Origin of the sequence: Cryptosporangium phraense, from assembly GCF_006912135.1 — a bacterium.
GTDB lineage: Bacteria > Actinomycetota > Actinomycetes > Mycobacteriales > Cryptosporangiaceae > Cryptosporangium > Cryptosporangium phraense.
In genome coordinates this window covers 59,140-77,831 of record NZ_VIRS01000008.1, presented here as the reverse complement: position 1 = coordinate 77,831, position 18,692 = coordinate 59,140, and the positions used below count along the sequence as shown (strand labels likewise).

At 73.9% G+C, this 18,692-nt stretch carries 16 protein-coding genes; 4 read left to right on the top strand and 12 right to left on the bottom strand.

Going from position 1 to position 18,692, the window contains the following annotated elements; genetic code table 11:
• Positions 1 to 41 precede the first annotated feature (41 nt).
• From FL583_RS13400 to FL583_RS13390, 3 genes are all read left to right on the top strand, one after another.
• On the top strand, positions 42 to 482 hold the full coding sequence (locus FL583_RS13400) for a hypothetical protein (protein WP_142704943.1): 441 nt from the start codon (positions 42 to 44) through the stop codon (positions 480 to 482).
• Positions 483 to 543: 61 nt separating this feature from the next.
• Complete coding sequence (gene secD / locus FL583_RS13395; protein WP_142704942.1) at positions 544 to 2,901, top strand: protein translocase subunit SecD; 2,358 nt, start codon at positions 544 to 546, stop codon at positions 2,899 to 2,901.
• Positions 2,901 to 4,154 carry a cation:proton antiporter gene (locus FL583_RS13390; RefSeq protein WP_142704941.1) on the top strand — a complete coding sequence of 418 codons (1,254 nt, stop codon included), beginning with the start codon at positions 2,901 to 2,903 and terminating at the stop codon, positions 4,152 to 4,154. The genes secD and FL583_RS13390 overlap by 1 nt, the downstream gene beginning before the upstream one ends.
• A 60-nt stretch (positions 4,155 to 4,214) precedes the next feature.
• Here FL583_RS13390 and FL583_RS13385 read toward each other — a convergent pair whose 3' ends face one another.
• Positions 4,215 to 5,201 (bottom strand): pirin family protein, encoded by a 987-nt coding sequence (locus FL583_RS13385; protein WP_142704940.1) that lies wholly within the window; start codon positions 5,199 to 5,201, stop codon positions 4,215 to 4,217.
• Positions 5,202 to 5,318: 117 nt separating this feature from the next.
• On the opposite strand from FL583_RS13385, the gene FL583_RS13380 reads away from it, so the two are divergent.
• Positions 5,319 to 5,792 (top strand): VanZ family protein, encoded by a 474-nt coding sequence (locus FL583_RS13380; RefSeq protein WP_205752105.1) that lies wholly within the window; start codon positions 5,319 to 5,321, stop codon positions 5,790 to 5,792.
• Here the strand turns inward: FL583_RS13380 and FL583_RS13375 are convergent.
• The 11 genes from FL583_RS13375 to FL583_RS13330 form a co-directional block, all read right to left on the bottom strand.
• On the bottom strand, positions 5,754 to 8,102 hold the full coding sequence (locus FL583_RS13375; RefSeq protein ID WP_142704938.1) for a bifunctional diguanylate cyclase/phosphohydrolase: 2,349 nt from the start codon (positions 8,100 to 8,102) through the stop codon (positions 5,754 to 5,756). The two genes, FL583_RS13380 and FL583_RS13375, sit on opposite strands and share 39 nt — an antisense overlap.
• 234 nt (positions 8,103 to 8,336) lie before the next feature.
• Positions 8,337 to 9,317 carry an ROK family protein gene (locus tag FL583_RS13370; protein ID WP_142704937.1) on the bottom strand — a complete coding sequence of 327 codons (981 nt, stop codon included), beginning with the start codon at positions 9,315 to 9,317 and terminating at the stop codon, positions 8,337 to 8,339.
• Between the two features lie 259 nt (positions 9,318 to 9,576).
• On the bottom strand, positions 9,577 to 9,972 hold the full coding sequence (locus FL583_RS13365; RefSeq protein ID WP_142704936.1) for a PPOX class F420-dependent oxidoreductase: 396 nt from the start codon (positions 9,970 to 9,972) through the stop codon (positions 9,577 to 9,579).
• Between the two features lie 54 nt (positions 9,973 to 10,026).
• Positions 10,027 to 13,731, bottom strand: coding sequence for a LysM peptidoglycan-binding domain-containing protein (locus tag FL583_RS13360; protein ID WP_142704935.1), 3,705 nt, complete (start codon positions 13,729 to 13,731; stop codon positions 10,027 to 10,029).
• A gap of 19 nt (positions 13,732 to 13,750) precedes the next feature.
• On the bottom strand, positions 13,751 to 14,155 hold the full coding sequence (locus FL583_RS13355) for a hypothetical protein (RefSeq protein WP_205752104.1): 405 nt from the start codon (positions 14,153 to 14,155) through the stop codon (positions 13,751 to 13,753).
• Positions 14,152 to 14,634: a TadE/TadG family type IV pilus assembly protein gene (locus FL583_RS13350; RefSeq protein ID WP_142704934.1), complete on the bottom strand. Its 483-nt coding sequence runs from the start codon at positions 14,632 to 14,634 to the stop codon at positions 14,152 to 14,154. The genes FL583_RS13355 and FL583_RS13350 overlap by 4 nt, the downstream gene beginning before the upstream one ends.
• Positions 14,631 to 15,032, bottom strand: coding sequence for a TadE family protein (locus FL583_RS13345; protein ID WP_142704933.1), 402 nt, complete (start codon positions 15,030 to 15,032; stop codon positions 14,631 to 14,633). Before FL583_RS13345 ends, FL583_RS13350 begins: the two co-directional genes overlap by 4 nt.
• A complete protein-coding gene (locus FL583_RS40090) occupies positions 15,033 to 15,209 on the bottom strand; it encodes a hypothetical protein (protein ID WP_170323629.1) in 177 nt (58 codons plus the stop codon). It lies immediately after the preceding gene.
• Between the two features lie 9 nt (positions 15,210 to 15,218).
• Positions 15,219 to 16,085 carry a type II secretion system F family protein gene (locus tag FL583_RS13340; protein WP_420843142.1) on the bottom strand — a complete coding sequence of 289 codons (867 nt, stop codon included), beginning with the start codon at positions 16,083 to 16,085 and terminating at the stop codon, positions 15,219 to 15,221.
• The gene (locus FL583_RS13335) at positions 16,085 to 17,035 is read right to left on the bottom strand and encodes a type II secretion system F family protein (RefSeq protein ID WP_420843139.1); all 951 of its coding nucleotides are present in this window, start codon (positions 17,033 to 17,035) and stop codon (positions 16,085 to 16,087) included. The genes FL583_RS13340 and FL583_RS13335 overlap by 1 nt, the downstream gene beginning before the upstream one ends.
• Positions 16,969 to 18,624 carry a TadA family conjugal transfer-associated ATPase gene (locus FL583_RS13330; RefSeq protein ID WP_420843141.1) on the bottom strand — a complete coding sequence of 552 codons (1,656 nt, stop codon included), beginning with the start codon at positions 18,622 to 18,624 and terminating at the stop codon, positions 16,969 to 16,971. Before FL583_RS13330 ends, FL583_RS13335 begins: the two co-directional genes overlap by 67 nt.
• Between the last annotated feature and the right edge of the window lie 68 nt (positions 18,625 to 18,692).

Here is an 18,692-nt window from a genome sequence, read left to right as displayed (position 1 = left end):
CGCACGCGCTCGACACGCGACCGCTCCGGTCGTTGCGAGGCGTGCGCCGAATCACGTTGCGGCTGGTCTTCGCGCTGTGCGCGGCCGTGCTGGCGGCAGCCGGCCTGGGCGCGGCGGCCGCACCGGCCGGGGCCTCGACCGGCTTCGGCGGCGCGGGCCTGAACGGCGCCGGGCCGGCGGTGGCGCTGGCTCCGCACTCCGCGTCGTACTCCGGCACCGCCGGACGTAGCCGCCCGGCGGCGACCCGCACCGTGACCCACACCGTCGCGCCGCGCTCGGGCGAGAACTCGGCCCCGGCGTCGGTGGCCGCGTTGCGCGCGCCGCTGGACGGGCTCCCGTCCGGCACCCTGGCCGCGCTGCTGGCGCTGGCCCCGTTGCTGATCCCGGTCGGGCGGGCGCTGACCAGCGCACCGACCCGCGGCCCGCCGGCCGTCGCCGGCCTCCCCGAAACTCGAGCTCCTCCCACCTCCGGACGTCTCTGAGCCGTCCGGCGCGCGCTGCTGACCAGCGCGTGGCCGGTTCGCCTTCGTCCGGAGGAAATCCATGTCCCGCGCCAACTTGGCGCGCGCGGTGCTCGCGTGCGTCATTCTCGGCACAGCTGTCTACCTGACCATCACCTCCAGCCCCCGGCTGGGCCTCGACCTCCGCGGTGGGACCCAGATCGTGCTGGAGACGAAAGACACCTCGACCACGAAGGCCGACGCCGAGGCGACCGATCGCACGGTCGAGGTGCTCCGCCGCCGGATCGACGCACTCGGCGTGACCGAGCCGACGATCACCCGCTCCGGTTCCAACCGGATCATCGTCGAGCTGCCCGGCGTCCAGGACCCGGCCGAGGCCGCCGCGGTCATCGGCCGGACCGCGCAGCTCACGGTCCGCCCGGTCCTCGGCTACGACCAGGCCGGGGCCACGCCGGCTCCCGACGCGAGCTCGGCGCCGTCCCCGGGAGCCGCGCCTTCGACCGCACCCCCGACGCCGGCCCCCTCAGCGTCATCACCGGCGGAGCCGGGGACGGGGCTCACGCTCACCGACGAGTCGGGAGCGCCCCTGCGCCTGGGGCCGGCCGCGCTGACCGGGGAGGGGATCGCCGACGCGGCGGCGTCGTTCGACGCGACCAGCGGACTCGGCTGGTTCGTCACCGTCGACTTCCGGGGCGCGGGGGAACGCGCGTGGGAGACCGTCACCGGCGACGCGGCCTGCTTCCCCTCCGGGGACCCGCAACGGCGGGTGGCGATCGTCCTCGACCAGGAGATCGTGTCCGCGCCGCAGGTCGGCGAGGACGTCCGGTGCAACGTCGGGATCACCGGCGGATCGACGCAGATCACCGGATCGTTCTCCAAGGCCGAGGCCAACGACCTGGCGCTGCTGGTGAAGGCCGGTGCGCTGCCGGTGCCGGTGGAGACTGTCGAGCAACGGACGGTCGGTCCGACGCTCGGCGCCGACGCGATCCGGGCCAGCGCGCAGGCCGCGGTGATCGGGGTCGCGCTGACGATCGGCTTCCTGCTGCTCGTGTACCGGCTGTCCGGGCTGGTCGCGGCCATCGCGCTGGCCGGGTACGGCGTGCTCTCGTACGGGGTGCTGACCGCGCTCGGCGCGACGCTGACGCTGCCCGGCCTGGCCGGTTTCGTGCTGGCGATCGGGATGGCGATCGACGGGTGCGTGCTGATCTTCGAGCGCTCCCGGGAGGAGGTCTCGCGTGGTCTGCGGGCCGCGGTCGGCGGCGGGTTCAAGAACTCGCTGTCGGCGATCGCCGACTCGAACGTGACCACGCTGCTGGCCGCCGGGCTCCTGTTCTGGCTGGCCTCCGGGCCGGTGCGCGGGTTCGGGGTGACGCTGTCGATCGGGGTGCTCGCCTCGATGGTCAGCGCGCTGCTGTTCACCCGCGTCCTCATGGAGCTGTTGATCGCGGTGCCGTGGGTGCGTCGGCACCCGGCCTGGACCGGGCTGGCCGGGCCGGGCCGGGTCCAACGATGGATCACCCGGCGCAACTTCGACCTGATGCGCCACCGGCGGGTGTTCCTCACCGTGTCGGGCGTGCTGGTCGTGGTGGCGCTGATCGGGATCTTCGGCCGGGGGCTGAACCTCGGCGTGGAGTTCACCGGCGGGCGGCTGATGGAGTACACGACGTCCTCGCCGGTCTCGATCTCGGCCGCCCGGGAGGCGGTGGCCGACGCGGGGTTCCCGCGGGCCGTCGTGGTGGAGTCCGGGGACTCGGACCTGTCGGTCCGGACCGGGCAGATCTCCGACGAGTCCGAGCAGCGGATCCGGGCCGCGCTCGAAACCGTGGGCGGGTCGGTCGAGCGGGTCCGGGACGAGCAGGTCGGACCTTCGCTGGGGTCGGAGCTGCGGGTCAAGGCGCTGATCGGGCTCGGGGTCGCGCTGCTGGCGCAGGTCGCGTACCTGGCGATCCGGTTCCGGTGGACGTTCGCCGTGTCGTCGGTCGTGGCGATGTTGCACGACGTCGTGATCGTGGTCGGGTTGTTCGCCTGGCTCGGGAAGTCCCTCGACGGAGTGTTCCTGGCCGCGCTGCTGACCGTGATCGGGTACTCGGTGAACGACTCGGTCGTGATCTTCGACCGGGTGCGTGAGCGGTGGCGCGGGGCGGCGCGGCGCACGCCGTTCGCGGACGTGGCCAACGAGGCTGTGCTGCAGACCGTGCCACGCACGGTGAACACCGGGCTCGGGGCGCTGTTCATCCTGACCGCGCTGGCGGTGCTCGGTGGGGATTCGCTGACCGACTTCGCGATCGCGTTGCTCGTCGGGGTCGTCGTCGGGACGGCGTCGTCCGCGTTGACCGCGACGCCGCTGGCCGTCGTGCTGGAGAGCCGCTGGCCGGGCCGTTCTTCGCGGCCTTCCGTGGCGAAAAAGCCTGTTCGTACTGGCAGTGGGGCGGTGGTTTGATGCATACGGCGGAAATCCTGTTGGCGCTCGGTGGTGCGTTCCTCGCCGCCGGCATACTGGCGCGGCTCGGCGCGAAGATCGGGCTGCCCACGATTCCCCTGTTCATCCTGGCCGGAGTGCTGCTCGGGCCGCACACGCCGGGGCTCGCGCTGGTCTCGGACCCGTCCGAGTTCAAGCTGCTCTCGACGCTCGGCCTGGTGTTCCTGCTCTTCTACCTGGGGCTGGAATTCCATCTCGACGACCTGGTCAACGGCGGACGGCGTCTGCTGATCGCCGGAGTCGGGTACCTGGTGCTCAACATCGGTGGTGGGCTGGCCTTCGGGTTCGCGCTCGGCTGGGGCACCCGGGAGGCGCTGGTGCTGGCCGGGATCGTCGGGATCTCCTCGTCGGCGATCGTCAGCAAACTGCTGATCGAGCTCGGACGGCTCCGGAACCCGGAGTCCCGGCTGATCCTCGGCATCATCGTGGTCGAGGACGTGTTCCTGGCGTTCTATCTGGCGGCTCTGCAGCCGGTTCTGGGGGACGCTTCGTCGTTCTGGGCCGCGGCTGGGCAGTTCGGTGTCGCGTTCCTGTTCCTGGTGGTGCTGTTCGGGCTGGCCCGGTGGGGGTCGCGGCTCGTGTCGCGGCTGCTGGACGTGCGGGCCGACGAGCTGCTGGTCGTGATGTTCGTCGGGCTGGCGGTCGTGGCCGCGGGCGCGGCCGAGGAGCTCGGGGTCTCGGACGCGATCGGCGCGTTCATGATCGGCCTGGTGATCGGGTCGACCCCGCACGCCTCAAGGGTGACCCGCCTGGTGCATCCGCTGCGTGACGCGTTCGCCGCGCTGTTCTTCTTCACGTTCGGGCTGACGATCGACCCGGGTGACGTGGTGTCGGTGGCGGTGCCGATCGTGATCGCGGTCGTGCTGACGATCGTGCTGAACCTGGTGGCCGGGCTCGGCGCGGCCCGGCTGTACGGGTACGACCGGCGGGCCGGGACCAACGTCGCGGTGACGGTGCTGACCCGGGGCGAGTTCTCGATCGTGCTCGGGACGCTGGCGCTCGGGGCCGGGCTCGATCCGCGGGTGGCGGCGTTCGCGGCCGGCTACGTGCTGGTGCTGGCCATCATCGGGCCGCTCGCGGTGGTGCGGACGGAGTGGCTGTCGCGGTTCGTCCCGGCGCGGCTGCTGCCGGTGCCGACCGGGCCGGCGCCGGACGAGGTCGAGTCGTCCTCGTCGGAAGCTCCTGAAGAGGCCGGGGCGGGGGTCGCTCGGTAGGGACCGAACGGCGAGGCCCCGGATCGCTCGTGCGATCCGGGGCCTCGGTGCGTGCGGGGGTCAGTTCTGGCCGGTCTCGCCGACCACGTCGCCGTGGGCGGCCGGGATGCTGCCGAGGCGGCCGGCGCGGAAGTCGTCGAAGGCCTGGACGACCTCGGCCCGGGTGTTCATGACGAACGGCCCGGCCATCGCGACCGGCTCCCGGATCGGCTGCCCGCCGAGCAGGACGACGTCGAGGTTCGGCGTCCGCGACTCCTGCTTGGGGTTCGCGGTGAGCGTGATCGTGTCGCCGTCCTCCAGCACCGCGAGCTGCCCGGTCCGGATCGGGCGCGCCTTGGCGCCGACCGTGCCGTCCCCGCCGAGGACGTACGCGAGCGCGTTGAACTGGGTGTTCCACGGCACGGTGACGCTCGCGCCGGGGCTCAGCGTCGCGTGCACGATCGTGATCGGCGTGTGCGTGCTGCCGGGACCGGCGTGACCGGCCAGCTCGCCGGCGATGACCCGCAGCAGCGCGCCGCCGTCCGGGCTGCTCAGCAGCGCGACCTTGTTGCCACGGATGTCCTGGTAGCGGGGCTGGGCGAACTTCAGCGACTTGGGCAGGTTCACCCAGAGCTGCAGGCCGTGGAACAGCCCGCCGCTGGCGACCAGGTGCTCGGGTGGCGTCTCGATGTGCAGGATCCCGCCGCCCGCGGTCATCCACTGGGTGTCGCCGTTGGTGATCAGGCCGCCGCCGCCGTTGGAGTCCTGGTGGGCCATCTCGCCGTCGATCATGTAGGTGACGGTCTCGAAGCCCCGGTGCGGGTGCCACGGGGTGCCCTTGGGCTCACCGGCGCCGTACTCGACCTCGCCCATCTGGTCCATGTGAATGAACGGGTCGAGCGCGCGCAGGTCGACCCCGGCGAACGCCCGGCGCACCGGGAAGCCCTCGCCCTCGTAGCCCTGGGGTGCGGTGGTCAGGCTCGTCACGACGCGCGGGCGGTCGATGGTCGGGTCGACGGGAGCGAGCCGCGGCAGGGCCAGCGGGTTCTCGACGGTGACGGCGGGCATGTCGGCCTCCTGGGTTGGCTGCTTCCCTCAATGTAGATGACGTGTCAACCATTTCCGGTTTTTGGGCTGTGACACGATGCGCGCGTGGTGGGTGCGGCGTGGAGCGGGGTCGTTCTGGTGACGGCGGTTTCGCTGGTGCCCGCCGCGCTGGTCGTGGTCGCGCTGGCGTGGTGGCGGCGTGGGTCGGCGCATCGCTGGCGGTACTCGTTCGCCGAGGTCGGGATGGTGGTCGGGACGGCGCCGTGGGTGTGGATGATCCTGACGCCCCGGGGGTCCGGGCGGTCGGTGGAGGCGGTACCGCTGGCCGGGCTGCTGTCGTTCGGGTCGGCGTCCACGGCGATCGAACAGATCGGCGGGAACCTGCTGGTGTTCGCCGCGTTCGGCTTCTGCGCGCCGCTGCGGTGGCGAGTTTCGGTGGCTCAGGTGGCCGCCCTGGCCTGCGCCGGATCCGTCGTCGTCGAACTACTGCAGTACGCCCTGGCCATCGGCCGAGTGACCAGCGTCGACGACGTCCTCCTCAACACGACCGGCGCGGCGATCGCCGCGCTGGTCTCACAGCGGAGCCGGGTCGTCGATGAGGTCTTGGTCTAGCAACGCTAGGAAGGCGTCGACGACGATGGGGTCGAATTGGGTGCCTCGGGCCTGTTCTATCTCGTGGCGGGCCGAGCGCGGGTCCAGGGCGGGGGCGTAGGGGCGGTCGACGCGCATCGCGGCCCAGCTGTCGCAGACCGCGATGATCCGGGCCCCCAGCGGGATCGCCTCGCCCTTGATCCCCTCGGGATACCCGAGCCCGTCCCACCGCTCGTGGTGAGCCGCCACCAGCGGCGCCAGCGCCGCATGCCCCCCGACCCCGCGCAACAACCGGGCCCCCTCCTCCGGATGACACCGCAACGCCCCCCACTCGGGCTCGGTCAACGGCTCGGTCTTCCGCAGGATCGCCGCCCCCACGCCGAACTTCCCGATGTCGTGCAACCGCCCGGCCGCGACGACCTGACGCAACTCGATGTGATCGAGCGCGAGATACCCCCCGACCAGCAGACACCACCGCGCCACGGCCGTGCTGTGCTCGTGGTCGGACAGCACCCGGTCGACCCGGTCGGCGAGCCAGGCCAGCTCGGGCGGCACGTCGGCGTCGTCGGCCACCGTCCGGCGATCGGCGCGCCCGGCCACCACGACCCGGTCGCCGCCGCGCTCCTTCGCGTCGGTGAGCGCGCGATCGGCGTCCCGGACCAGGCGTTCCATGTCGAGGACGGGCTCAGCGACGTCGGCATCCGGGTGTTCGGCCGGCTGGCCGCCGGTCGTCGCCACCCCGAACGAGGCCGTCACCTCGACCGACGCGCTGCTGCCGACGACGATCGTCGTCCGCCGGAGGGCCTGCCGGAAGCGTTCGGCGACCTCCATCGCGGCCTCCTCGTCGGTCTGCGGAAGCAGACAGGCGAACTCGTCACCGCCGTAGCGGGCCAGGACGTCACCGGGGCGCGCGGCGATCCGCAGCCGGTCGGCGACCTGCACCAGCACCGAATCGCCTGCGGGCCGGCCGTGGTGCGCGTTGATCCGGACGAACGAGTCGAGATCGACGAGGATCAGCCCGGCCCGGGCGCTGCCGTGGGCGGCCCGGCGGGCCTCGACCCCTAAGAGCGCCTGGAAGAACGGCCGGTTGTAGAGGCCGGTCAGGCCGTCGGTGACCGCGGTGCGGCGCTGCTCGCGGAGTGCGTCGTCGAGGCGGTGGGCGAGCCGCGTCCGCTCGCGGGTGGTCAGCGCCTGACGTACCAGGAGGCCGGCGACGACGAGGCCGGTCACCAGCAGCCAGACCGAGTCCACTTTGTGGTTGCGCACCTGGTCGATGACGACCAGGACCGCGACCGAGAGCCCGGACACGAGCACGGCGCCGAACGCCCGGTCGTGCTCGAACCGCTCGACCGGCGGCTCCACGTCGGGATGTCGCACCGCGGCCAGCCCGCCGAGCGTCAGGAACACGGCCTGGGCCTGCCAGCCGGCGTTCACCAGGCTCGTGTCCGAGAACGAGTTGTTCGCGTCCGCGAACGCGTAACCGGCGTCGGCCAGGACGCCGAACCCATAACCGACGATCGCCAGCAGGATCGAGCACGGGATCCCCCGGTGGCGGGCCAGCCCGGCGCCGACCAGCGCGACCAGGAACGCGAGCCCGATGGCCGGATAGGCCAGGTCGGCGATGATGTCGGTCTCGACCGGGTCGGACGACCCGATCAGCCGCCAGCCGACCGCGCCGACCGCGAGCGCGACCAGCGCCGCGTCGACCAGCGCGCGGGCCCGCCAGAGCTTGCGCGTGTAGACGAACCCGAACCAGGCTGCCGGCACCAGCAGCGCGTACGACACCGTGAACGCGATGCCGACCTCGGGGAGTTTGGCGTCGGTCTCGGCCGCCGCGGCGACCCGGTCGGACGACAGCCAGACGCCCCAGACGCTCCAGATCACCTCGCCCACCAGCCAGCAGATCGTCGACGCGGCCAGCCAGCGCCAGACGATCGCGATCCGCCCCGTCGTACTGCGCGCGGCCCAGACGCCGAAGACGGCGGCCGCGACGATCGGCAGCAGGTAGATCGCGTCGGTGACGAGCGGCGCGGCCCAGGTGCCACCGGCCGCCCAGGCGAGAAGCTGGTAGAGAACGATCCAGCCGATCCCGCAGGCGGCGGAGAGCCGGCAGAGCTCGTCGCGGCAGACCGAACGCCGGTGCGCCGAGAACGCCGCGGCGCGGCGCTGGTCGTCGATGTCTTCGACCCGGATGCCGGGGTGGGTGCGGCCCGGCTCGGGTTTCACCTCGGCCGGGAGGGCAGTGTCGGGCATCGCGCGGTCGTAGTCGACCGCACGATTGTCGCCGGAGCCGGGCGCGAACGTCACGGCTTCCCGGGCTGGTCGACGCACGGGGGCACGCCTGGCGAACTCCCGCACTGAGCGGCGCGACCGTCGACAACGGACCGTGGGCACCCGAACACGGCTACACGATCGCAGAAAGGGGGGCATCCCTACCGCCCCGAAACGGCCCCCAGGGCCTTACCGCGCCGAAGTGCCCCCGCCCGACGGGCCGCACGGCGGATGAGGTGCGCCCGTTCGGGCCAACGATTCGGTCGGCCCTACCGGAGGCCGGACTGAAACGTGCTAACGGTAGGTACGGGCGAGGTCGGCCGCGCCGATCAGGCCGGCATCCGGGCCGAGTGCGGACGGGGCGATGTTCGCTTCCCGGCGGTAACCGCGCCCGGGCAGGCTCCGGCGGAACTCGTCCCTGGCCGGCTCCAACAGCAGATCGGCCGGGTCGGAGTCGGGGGTCGCCGAAACGCCGACGAGCGCGTTCAGCATCCCGCCGCCGATCACCACGCAGCCGGGGTCCAATACGGACGCCACCGTGGCGATTCCGGTGCCGAGCCAGCGTCCGACCTTCTCGACGAGCGCGAGCGCGGCCGGATCCTGCTCGCGGGCCGCGGCCGCGACCACGCGGTAGCCGATCTCGCCGATCTCACCGTTCGCCTTGGCGAGCAGGGGCTTCGCCTCTTCCGCGCCGGAGGCGGCCAGTTGCTGCGCCTCCCGGGCCAGGGCCGCGCCCGACGCGTACATCTGCCAGCACCCGCGGTTGCCGCAGCCGCAGAGCAGACCGCCGGGCACGACCGGGATGTGCCCGTACTCCGCCGCGACGCCGAACCGCCCCCGGTAGGGATGCCCGTCGACGACGAACCCGCCGCCCAGCCCGGTGCCGACGACGCAGCTGACCAGGTTCGGCTCGCCGAGGCCGGCGCCGTACCTGGACTCGGCCCAGGCCGCCGCGCTACCGCTGTTCTCGACCGTGACCCGGATGCCCAGCAGCCGTTCGAGCTCGACGCCGAGCGGCTCGTCGGCCCAGCCGGCGAGCGAGGAGAACAGGACCGTCGACCGGTCGCGGTCGACGAAGCCGGCGATGCCGAGCCCGACCGCGGAGATCGTGTACCCGCCACGGAACGCACTGACCAGGGCGTGGACGCACGGCACGAGGTCGGCGGGGCGGGGCGGGGTGGGGACGGTCTGCCGGATCAGCACCCGGCCGTCGGCGTCGACCAGGCCGGCCGCGATGCGCGCTCCGCCGACGTCGACGCCCACGACCAAGCCCATTGCATCTCCCCTACGCGTACGTCCCGCCCGGACACATCTCCAAGCATGCCCATTGTCCCGTTCGGTACGCGAGTGGCGCGGGGGGTGTCGCCGGGGTCGGCGTTGTTCTGGCGCAGGTGGGTCGCGGGTGGGTCGCGGCTTGGCGCGGCCTGGTCGGGCCTGGCGCGGCCTGGTCGCGGCCTGGCGCGGCCTCGTCGCGGCCTGGGTCGCGGCCTGGGTCGCGGCCTGGGTCGCGGCCTCGTCGGGGCTTGGCCTCGGGTCAGAGTCGGCGGGAGCCGCGTGGGGGTTGGCCGTCGAGGCCCCAGCTGAGGATCCAGCGCGGGTGGACGCGGATGATCTCGCCGCTGAGGTGGCCCTGGGCCGGGAGGCCGTCGATCGCCTCGGCGTCACCGCGGATCTCGATCCCGCGCACCCGCCACGGGGAGACCGACGCGATGTCGTCGACGACGAAGGCCGCTTTGCCGGACCGCCGGACGTTGCGGAACTTCCGGCTGGCCCCCATGTGGTACCCGCCGATGTCGATGGCCCCGGTGTCCGGGTCGACCGAGTAGCCGACCGGGCTGTTCTGGGGAACGCCCCGGGCGTCGACGGTGGCCAGTCGGGCGAGCCGTTGGCTCGACAGGTAGGCGAGCTCTGCGTCGGTGAAGATCGGCATGTAGGAGAGCGTGCAAGCTGCAGTGCGCTTGAGGTCAAGGGGTGCGGGATCGCCTCAGGTCAAAGGGTTGCTGTTGCCCTGGATGGCCGAGTCGACGAATTCTTCGGCCAGGCTGCCGAGGCGGGGGCGGGAGAGGCGGGCGGCAACGAGCCGGGCCTCGTCGATGCCCAGGAAGCCGGCCGACATCCCACCCTCGGAGTTGGTCGAGAGCGGCCAGCGGCCGAGGTCGCCCCGGATCGCCGCGACGATCCCGACGCCGCAGCGCCCGGTCTTGGCGAGTTCCTCGTCGAGCTCGCCGAGCGCGATCGTCTCCTCCAGGTCGGGATCGGCCGCGAGCAGGATCGTCGGCGCCCACTCGTCGTCGTCCTCGTGCTCGTCGGCGGCCGCGTGGCGTCCGCCGGAGGTCTTCTCGACGCCGAGGGCCTGGCTGACCCGTCGGCGCATCCGTCCGATGCCGTCGGCGACGGTCGGGACCGGCTCGATCCGGCCGTCGCCGATCATCGCGAAGTGGTTGGTCTGCTCGGAGTCGAAGCCCGCGACGAGGATCTCGACGTCGTCGCTCCAGGGGCTGCCGGCGAGCTCGGCGCCGATGTAACGGAGGAGGTCCTCGGCCCGGAACTCGTCGCCGGTGAGCGTCAGGACCCCGAGGCGTTCGAGGTCGAGGACGAGCGGTGTGCCGCCGCGGGTGCCGACCGTGACCAGCATCGGAAGCGGCGCGGGCATCGGCGCGAGGTCGGGCAGTTCGGCGTCGGCGGCCAGGATCCAGCTGACCGCGGTGCCGCTCCACGGCGACGGCGGGTTCGGACAGGGACGGCTGAGGATCAGCTTGATGCCGTCGGGTTCGAGCCAGGCGCCGAGGACATCGGGCATCGCGTCCGGGGACCGGTCGGCGAGCGAGATCGCGAGCGCGCGCAGGGCGGCGTCGAGCCGGGCGTTGGTGGCGGCCGGGGCGACGTTCGGCGGTTCGGGGGTGTCGGCGGGAGGCGGAGGCACGGGCGCGGGGATCCGGACCGGGAGCGGCGGAGGCTCGGATCGCTGGCGCGGCGGGGCGGCGATGAAACCGTCGGGCTTGGAGGTGGGTTTCGGGTTGGGCTTTGGCTTGGGGCGGCCGCGGTGCCGACGGTGTCGGCCGACGAACGCGTTCTGGCGGCGGCCGCGGGCCAGAAGCAGCGCGGCGAGCAGACCGGCGCCGGCGAGGGGGACGCCGATCGGGAGGATCGGTGAGGAGTCGTGCGAGGCGGGGCGGGTTGCGGTGGTCTGGGGTGTGGTGCTCTCGGCCGCCGGGTCGGCGCTCCCACTGGCGCCCCGGGGCGCCGCGTCCGGCGCGCGGTCCGGTACGCGTTCGTTCTGGGGGACGCCGCCGGGCGCCGGCTGGGGCAGGTCGTGACTAGGCCGGGGCTCAGCCGTGCTCGGAGCCGGCGCGCTCGGCGCGGCCGTGCTCGGAGCGGCCGTGCTCGGAGCGGCCGTGTCCGGGGCCGGCGCGCTGGGCGCGGCCGTGCTCGGGGCCGGGGCGCTGGGCGCGGCTGTGCTTGGGGCCGGGGCGCTCGGCGCGGCCGTGCTCGGGGCGGGAGTGCGGGGGGCGGGTACGGTGGGGGCCGGGGCACCCGGCGCCGGCACACCGGGAGCGGGCACAGCCGAACTCGGCGCAGGGGCGCTGGGGGCGGGGGCGCTCGGCGCGGGCGCCGTGGGGGCCGGGGCACCCGGCGCCGGCACACCGGGAGCGGGCACAGCTGAACTCGGCGCGGGGGCGCTGGGAGCAGAGGCGCTCGGCGCGGGCGCGCTCGGGGTGGGAGTACTCGGCGCGGGGGTACCCGGGGCCGGGGCACCGGGAGCGGGCACAGCCGAGCTCGGCGCAGGGGCGCTTGGCGCGGGGGCACTTGTCGCGGGCGCGCCCGGCGCGGGCGTGCCCGGCGCGGGCGTGCCCGGGGCCGGGGCGCCGGGGGCTGGGGCGGCCGAGCTCGGCGCGGGGGCACTCGGGGCGGGGGCACTCGGGGCGGGCCTGCTTGGGGCCGGGTTGCTCGGCGCGCTCGGGGCGGGAGTGCCCGGGGCGGGGGCATCTGGGGTTGGGGTTGAGTTGTCGGGGTCGGTCGGAGGGTCTACCCGGCCGGTGGCGTGGGGATCGGCGCCTCGGTCGCGGGCGTCCGGAGGGAGCAGGATGCGCTGGCCAGGGCGGATCTCGTCGGGGTCACCGACACCGCTGCCGGTCGCGAGTTCGGGATACCGGTCGGGGTCGCCGAGGAACCGCTCCGAGACGTCGGAGAGCCGATCGCCCGGTGCGATGACGTACGTACTCGTCGACGATGCCTGAACCGGCCCGGCCGCGTACTGGGACGCACCGCGGTCGCGCGCGCCCGGCGGCAGCACGATGCGCTGACCGGCCCGGATCTCGTCCGGATCGGACACTCCGCTGGCCGCGGCGAGCTCTGGATACCGGTCCGGGTCCCCGAGGAACCGCGCCGAGATGTCCGCGAGCCGATCCCCGGGAGCCACGACATACGTCCCCCCGCCTCCGACCGGCCGAACCGTGTACCCGGGCGCCCCACCCGACCCGGCCCGCGGCCCCGAAGCCCCCCGCTGCGGCAACGCCGGCCGCCCCTCCGACCCACGAGCCGGCGTGTGAGTCCCCACCGACCCACCAGCCGCCTCCGGCACCTGATCACGCGCCGCCCCAGGCACCCCGCCCCCAGCAGCCGCCGGCATCTGGTCCCGCCCCGCCTTGGGCACCCCGCCCGCAGCGGGCGCGGGCACCTCATCACGCGCCGCTCCGGGCGCGGCCCCGACGGCCGCCGCCGGCACCCCATCCCGAGCCCCGGCGGGCACCCCACCCACAGCCGGAGCCGGCAACTGATCACGCGCCGCCACCGGCACCGCCCCCACAGCCGGAGCCGGCACCCCATCCCGCGCCGCCCCGGGCACCTCGCCGGCAGCGGGCGCGGGCACCTGATCACGCGCCGCTCCGGGCGCCGCCCCGACGGCCGGAGCCGGCACCCCATCCCGCGCCGCCGCCGGCACCCCTCCCACAGCCGGAGCCGGAACGCCTTCCCGCGCCCCCGCCGGCACCGCTCCTGCGGCCGGGAGCCCGTCCCTCGCCGCCGTGGGCACCGCTTCCGCGGCCGAAAGTCGATCTCGCGCCACGGCCGCGGACCACGGCGCCGTCCCAGCCGCAGGAAGCTCATCGCGCGCGGTGGCCGACGACCACGGCGCCGCGCCGGTCGCCGACTCCGGAACCCCATCGCGCGCGGCCACAGCGGACCACGGCGCCGCGCCCGTCATAGGAAGCCCATCGCGGGCGGCCGCGGACCACGGCGCCGCGCCGTGCTGCATCGCCGGATGCCCAGCGGCCACGGACGCCGCAACAGACGTCGGCGCCACGGCCGCGCTGGCCGCCGTCGACGTTCCCACCAGCAGCGCGATCGCCGCGATCAGCGCCGCCGCCGCCCGCTGCTGCGTGCGCAACCCCGGCAACCTCGGCGCCGGCCGGCGCAGCAACGCCGACGGCACCTCGACGACCACCGACAGCGCGAACGTCGCCCACCCGACCCACCCCGCCACCGTCAGCACCCGCAGGAACAGCGTGCCGTCGTCCGGCGACGTGAGCGCGTGCCCGGCCTCGGCCAGCGTCGGCACGTGGTCGGGCAACAGGTTGCCGCCCAGTACCGCGAGCAGAATCGGCACGCCCACGAGCGTCCCCAGGAGGACGATCAGCGCGACGAGGCCGGACAGGACCTGTCGCCCTCGGGGCGCAGTAGCGGAGCTCATCGACGCCTACCTTCCGGAGTCATTCCGTGCGGAGCACGGCCGTGGCGTGGCCGGTGACCTGGATCGTGTTGATTCCGATCAGGCCGAGCATCGCGGTCGGCCGGGTGATCTGTACCTCGACGTCGACCTCGTCGAGGTCGTCGTTGACGGTCGCGGTGCCGGTGACATCAGCCGACGCGAGGTAGTCCTGGGCGGCCCGGACCGCGAGGTCCGGATCGAGCTGCTTCTTCCCGCCGGGGATCGCGGTCGCGCCGTCGATGCCCTGCCCGGCGGCCCGCGCGGCCTCGGCCGCGATGTTGTCCGCGCGCTGCATCGCGCGCAGCCGCGCGCCGCCGTCCGCGACCATCCCGATGAGAATGAGGACGCCGGCCAGCGCGATCGCCAGGAACACGCTGACCCGGCCTCGATCGTCGGGCGCGGTCACGATCGGCTCCGGTAGATGTCGAGCGGGCTGGTGAACGTGGCCGACAGCGTGCGGTTGCCGGGCAGGCCGGGGACCGCGATGTCGGAGAAGCTCACCGAGCACGAGACGACCGCGGTGACCGCGGCGGCCTGGCCGACCGGGCGCGCGAACTGGCTGGTGTCGACCGTGATCGTGACCGGGTCGCAGTGCAGGCCCTGCGCATCGAGGACGTCGTTGGCCGCGGCCTTGCCGCGGGCCTGCGCGGTGGCCGCGGTCCGGGAGATCGACGCCGCCCGGGCCGCGTCGTGGGCCGCGCCTTCGATCGCGGTCTGGGCGACGGTCTGCCGCCCGATCACTGCCGCCACCGCGATCAGCAGCACGAACGCCGGCACGAGGATCGCGAACTCGACCGCGATCGACCCCTCGTCCGCCGCCCGCCCGCCGCCCAGTGCCCGGGTCGCGCGCCCGGCCGCGATCGCTCGCTCGCCAAGCGTCGTCATGGGCCTGGGTCCTCGTCGTCGGTGGTGAAGCGTTCGACCTCGCCGTGGGCGGTCTCGGAGACCGCGAACGTGAAACCCGGCACCAGCGAGATCGCCGTGCCCGTGACCGTCGTCGTGACCTCGTCGCCGTTACGCACGACGGTCACCCGACCGCCGGACAGCCAGTCACCGGCGCGCGCCAGGAAGGCGCGCCCCCGGTCCTCGCCCGCGCCCTCGGGGGCGTCGAACGCCCGCTCCGCCGTGGTGGCCTCCTGCGCCGCCGACAACGCCGTCGACCGGGCCATGAACACGGCCGCGACCTGGATCGACGCGAACAGCGCGAGCAGCACGGCGGGAGCGAGGATCGCCAGCTCGACCGGCGACGACCCCCGCTCACCCCGCGGACGCGGCCACCGCATCTACGGAGCCGAGTTCATCGCGTTGTTGGCCTTCGTGGTGGCCCAGGCCACCACCGCCGCCGCCAGCACCGCGAGCCCGGCGATGATGATCGAGGTCGGCACGGGGCCGTCACCGCGATCGCGCTCCCGGGTCAGCTCCTGCATCCGCAGAAACACCGCCACATACAGCTTGATCATGCGACTCCCTCAGATCCGGGTCATGAACGGATAGAGCACGAACAGGACGAGCACGAACACCAGCGCGGCGCCCGGAATGTCGAGCCGAGACGTGATCGACTCCGCGCGAGCCAAGTCGGTGGTGCGGATCTGATCGCGCAGCGAGTCGGCCTGCTCCCGCAGCGTCTGCTGCACCTGCGCGCCTTCGGCGCCCGAGGACTGCATGATCGCGCCGACGTCACCGAGCTCGGCGACGCCGATCTCCTCGCTCATCAGCCGCAGCTCGGCCCACGGGAAACGCATCTGGAGCTGGGCCCGGAGCAGCGCCTCGCGGATCCGCTGGAAGACCCAGCCGTCGCACACCTGGGCCGCCTGTTCGAGCGCCTGCACCGGCCCGTGCGCGGCCGCCAGCTGGAGCGCGACCAGGTCCAGATAGGTACAGACGGCCCGGACGAACTCGGCCCGCGCGGCCGCGGCCTTCTCGAGGACGTCCCGATGTGCGACGACGACGAACAGCACCGCGCACACCAGCGACGCCGCCACCGGGATCGCCACCGGCAGCGTGATGCCGGCGGCCGCGAAGATGAACCCGGCGACCGGCGGCGTGGCCAGCCCGATCAACGCCGAGAGCAGCAACGACAGCAGGTACTGCTCGCGGGTGCGGCCGAGCAGCGTCAGATCGCGCTGGGGGACGCGGATCCGCCGCGCCGCCCCGGACAGCAGCCCACCCGGCAGGAAGCCGCCGGACGGCGACGCGACGGCGACCGGCTCGTGCAGCCGGCGCAGCGCCGGACCGAGCGCCGGCACCGCGGGCAGCGCCTCCCGCACCAGCAGGAACGCGCCACCCCCGACCGCCGCTCCGCCGAGCACGGCCGCCGGGAGCTGCCAGGACGCGATCATTCGGCCTCCCCCGGCGTCGACAGGAACCGCGGGGCGCGCGGCGGCAGGCTCATCGCCCGCACCCAGATCAGCAACCCGATGAACACGCCGCCGAGCCCGGCCATCACCAGCTGCCCGGTCGTGGTTCCGTACGGCGCCATGTAGTCGGGCCGGCTCGCGCCGTACACCAGCACCAGCAACGTCAGCCCGGTGAGGAACCGGACCGCGAACCGGGGCTGGGTCCGTTTCGCCTCGACCTCGCGACGGGTGGCGACCTCGGCCGCGGCCGCCGACGCGATCGAGTTCAGGACGTCGCCGAGGTGCTCGCCGCGGTCGGACAGGTGCAGGATCAGCGCGGCGACGACCTGGTCGCACACCGGGTCGGCGATGTCGTCGGCGAAGCGCAGGAGCGCGATCCGGCCGTTCCACCCCGCTTGGAGCCGGGCCGCCAGCGTCTTGATCTCGGTGGTGATCGCGACCGGCGCGGTGGCCGTCGACGACACGATCGCCTGCTGGAGCCCGACACCGGTCGCGGTGATGTCCTTGAGCCGGCGGGCCCACTCCCCCACCGACTCGATCCGCTGGATCGCGCGCTTCTCCCGGTTGCCGACCGTGAACAACCACGGGACGCCAGGCACCGCGAGTGCCGCGAGCAGCCCGGCGATCGGCATCCGGGTGAACAGCCAGGCCACGGCTCCGGCCGCGAGCGCGCCCAGCAGCAACGCCTGCCGGGTGCGTCGCTCGGACGCGCTGAGCCCGTCGCCGTTCCAGACCCGTCGCCACCACAGCGCGCGCGACGACGTCGGACGGGCCGCAGCGCTGGTGCCGATCAGCGCGAACACGCCCAGCACGACTCCGGCGACGACGAGCGCGCCACCGATTCCGGCGATCAGCCGCAGGTTCACACCATCACCCCGGCCGTCGTCGTCGGCGTGCGGTTGAGCAGGCTCTGCAACGGCGAGCGCCACGCGCCGTGCCCGGCCTCGATCCAGCCGGCGAGCGCACGCGCGTCGTAACCGACGCGCAGCAGCGCGTCGCGGATGCGACCCGGAAGGTGCTTGGGCACGCCGCGTCCGTCGGGGCCGGGGCCGAAGACCGTGGTGCGCGAGATCCGGTCGCCGGTGACCCCGTCGACCTCCTCGATGTGGGAGACGAAGCGGTGCTTCCGTCCGCCGATCGGTGTCTCGTCCTGCACGGTGACGTAGACGACGAGGTCGAGCGCGTTGCCGGCCATCCGACGGGCCAGCTCGACGGTCATGTCCTTGCCGTGCGAGAGCGACAGTTCGATGATGCGTTCGGTGACCGCTTGCGGGGTGCGGGCGTGGATCGTGCACATCGAGCCGCGGGACGTGGTCATGGCCTGGAGCATGGGGACGATCTCGCGGGACCGGACCTCGCCGACGATGACCCGCAGCACGCCCATGCGCAGGGAGAGTGGGATGAGGTCGGCGATGGTGACCTCACCGGCCGGGCGTCCGGCCAGGTCGCGTTCGCCGTGGCCTTCGCGGGCCTCGAACGACATGGCCCAGGGGTGGCGGGGGGACGCGTGGAGGCCGAGTTCGCGGGATTCTTCGAGGACGACGAACGCTTCTTGGCGGGGGATTTCGGCGGCCAGGGCTCTCAACAGGGTGGTTTTGCCGGCTCCGGCCAGGCCGGCGACCATGATGTTCAGACCGGCTCGCATGGCGGCGGAGAGGAACTCGCCCATCAGCGGGTCGATCATTTCTGACAGGTCGGGGCGCCCGCCGGCGAGATCCGGGAGCGTCACGTCCAACGTGGAGTGACGGCGGATCACCGCGTAGGGGCGGTGGGAGACCTGGTAGACCGCGGCGAGGCGGGATCCGTCGGGAAGTTGCAGGTCGAGGACCGGGCGGGAGGTCGACAGGGACCGCTCGGTGGAGCCGGCCCGGCGGGCCGCGGTCTGCAGGATCTCGACCATCTCGTCGTCGGAGTCCGCGATCGGAGAGCCGACCTCGACCGCGCCCGACCGGCGGGTGATGCGGACGCGGTCGCAGCCGAGGATGTGGACTTCCTCGATCGTCGGGTCGGCCAGTAGGGCTTGGAGGCGGCCGAGGCCGACGAGGTCGGCGATGACCGCCTCGAGCAGCGCGCGTTCGTCGTTGGCGGCGAGCGGGACGCCGGCCCGGCGCTGGGCGTCGACCCACTCGGCGACCAGCTGCCCGGCGGCCCGGTCGCGTTCCCGGCGGCGGTCGTCCTCGGAGGCGTCGGCGTGGTTGCGGAGCCAGAGGGAGAGGCGCTCGCTGATCTGCCGTCCCAGGGCGCGGACGGCGGCGTAGTCGACCTGGGTGGTGGGGGCGGCGTGGCGGCCTGGGTGCGGCCTCGGCGGGGGGAGTGCCCCTGAGGGCAGCCCGGGCGGGGGTAGCGCTCCGGGCGGCAGGCCCGGCAGCGCGCCCGGCAGGGTTCCCGGGATCGCACCCGGCGCCGCTCCTGGCCCTGCGCCTGGCCCTGCGCCTGGCGCTGTGCCCGGTGGGGGTAGGGAGCCGGGCTGGGCCGGGGGTCGGGTGGAGGGGTCCAGTACCGACGGCGGGAGGAACATGATCGGGTCGGGTCCGCCCTCGGCGCGGGCGGGCGCCTCGAGGAGCCCCGCGGCCTCGGTCCGGCCGA

Coding starts and splice junctions, on each gene's coding strand:
- FL583_RS13360 (WP_142704935.1), bottom strand. CDS start 13,731: ATGAGCTCCGCTACTGCGCCCCGAGGGCGACAGGTCCTGTCCGGCCTC.
- FL583_RS13330 (WP_420843141.1), bottom strand. CDS start 18,624: ATGTTCCTCCCGCCGTCGGTACTGGACCCCTCCACCCGACCCCCGGCC.
- FL583_RS40090 (WP_170323629.1), bottom strand. CDS start 15,209: ATGATCAAGCTGTATGTGGCGGTGTTTCTGCGGATGCAGGAGCTGACC.
- FL583_RS13370 (WP_142704937.1), bottom strand. CDS start 9,317: ATGGGCTTGGTCGTGGGCGTCGACGTCGGCGGAGCGCGCATCGCGGCC.
- FL583_RS13350 (WP_142704934.1), bottom strand. CDS start 14,634: ATGACGACGCTTGGCGAGCGAGCGATCGCGGCCGGGCGCGCGACCCGG.
- FL583_RS13345 (WP_142704933.1), bottom strand. CDS start 15,032: ATGCGGTGGCCGCGTCCGCGGGGTGAGCGGGGGTCGTCGCCGGTCGAG.
- FL583_RS13390 (WP_142704941.1), top strand. CDS start 2,901: ATGCATACGGCGGAAATCCTGTTGGCGCTCGGTGGTGCGTTCCTCGCC.
- FL583_RS13365 (WP_142704936.1), bottom strand. CDS start 9,972: ATGCCGATCTTCACCGACGCAGAGCTCGCCTACCTGTCGAGCCAACGG.
- secD (WP_142704942.1), top strand. CDS start 544: ATGTCCCGCGCCAACTTGGCGCGCGCGGTGCTCGCGTGCGTCATTCTC.
- FL583_RS13385 (WP_142704940.1), bottom strand. CDS start 5,201: ATGCCCGCCGTCACCGTCGAGAACCCGCTGGCCCTGCCGCGGCTCGCT.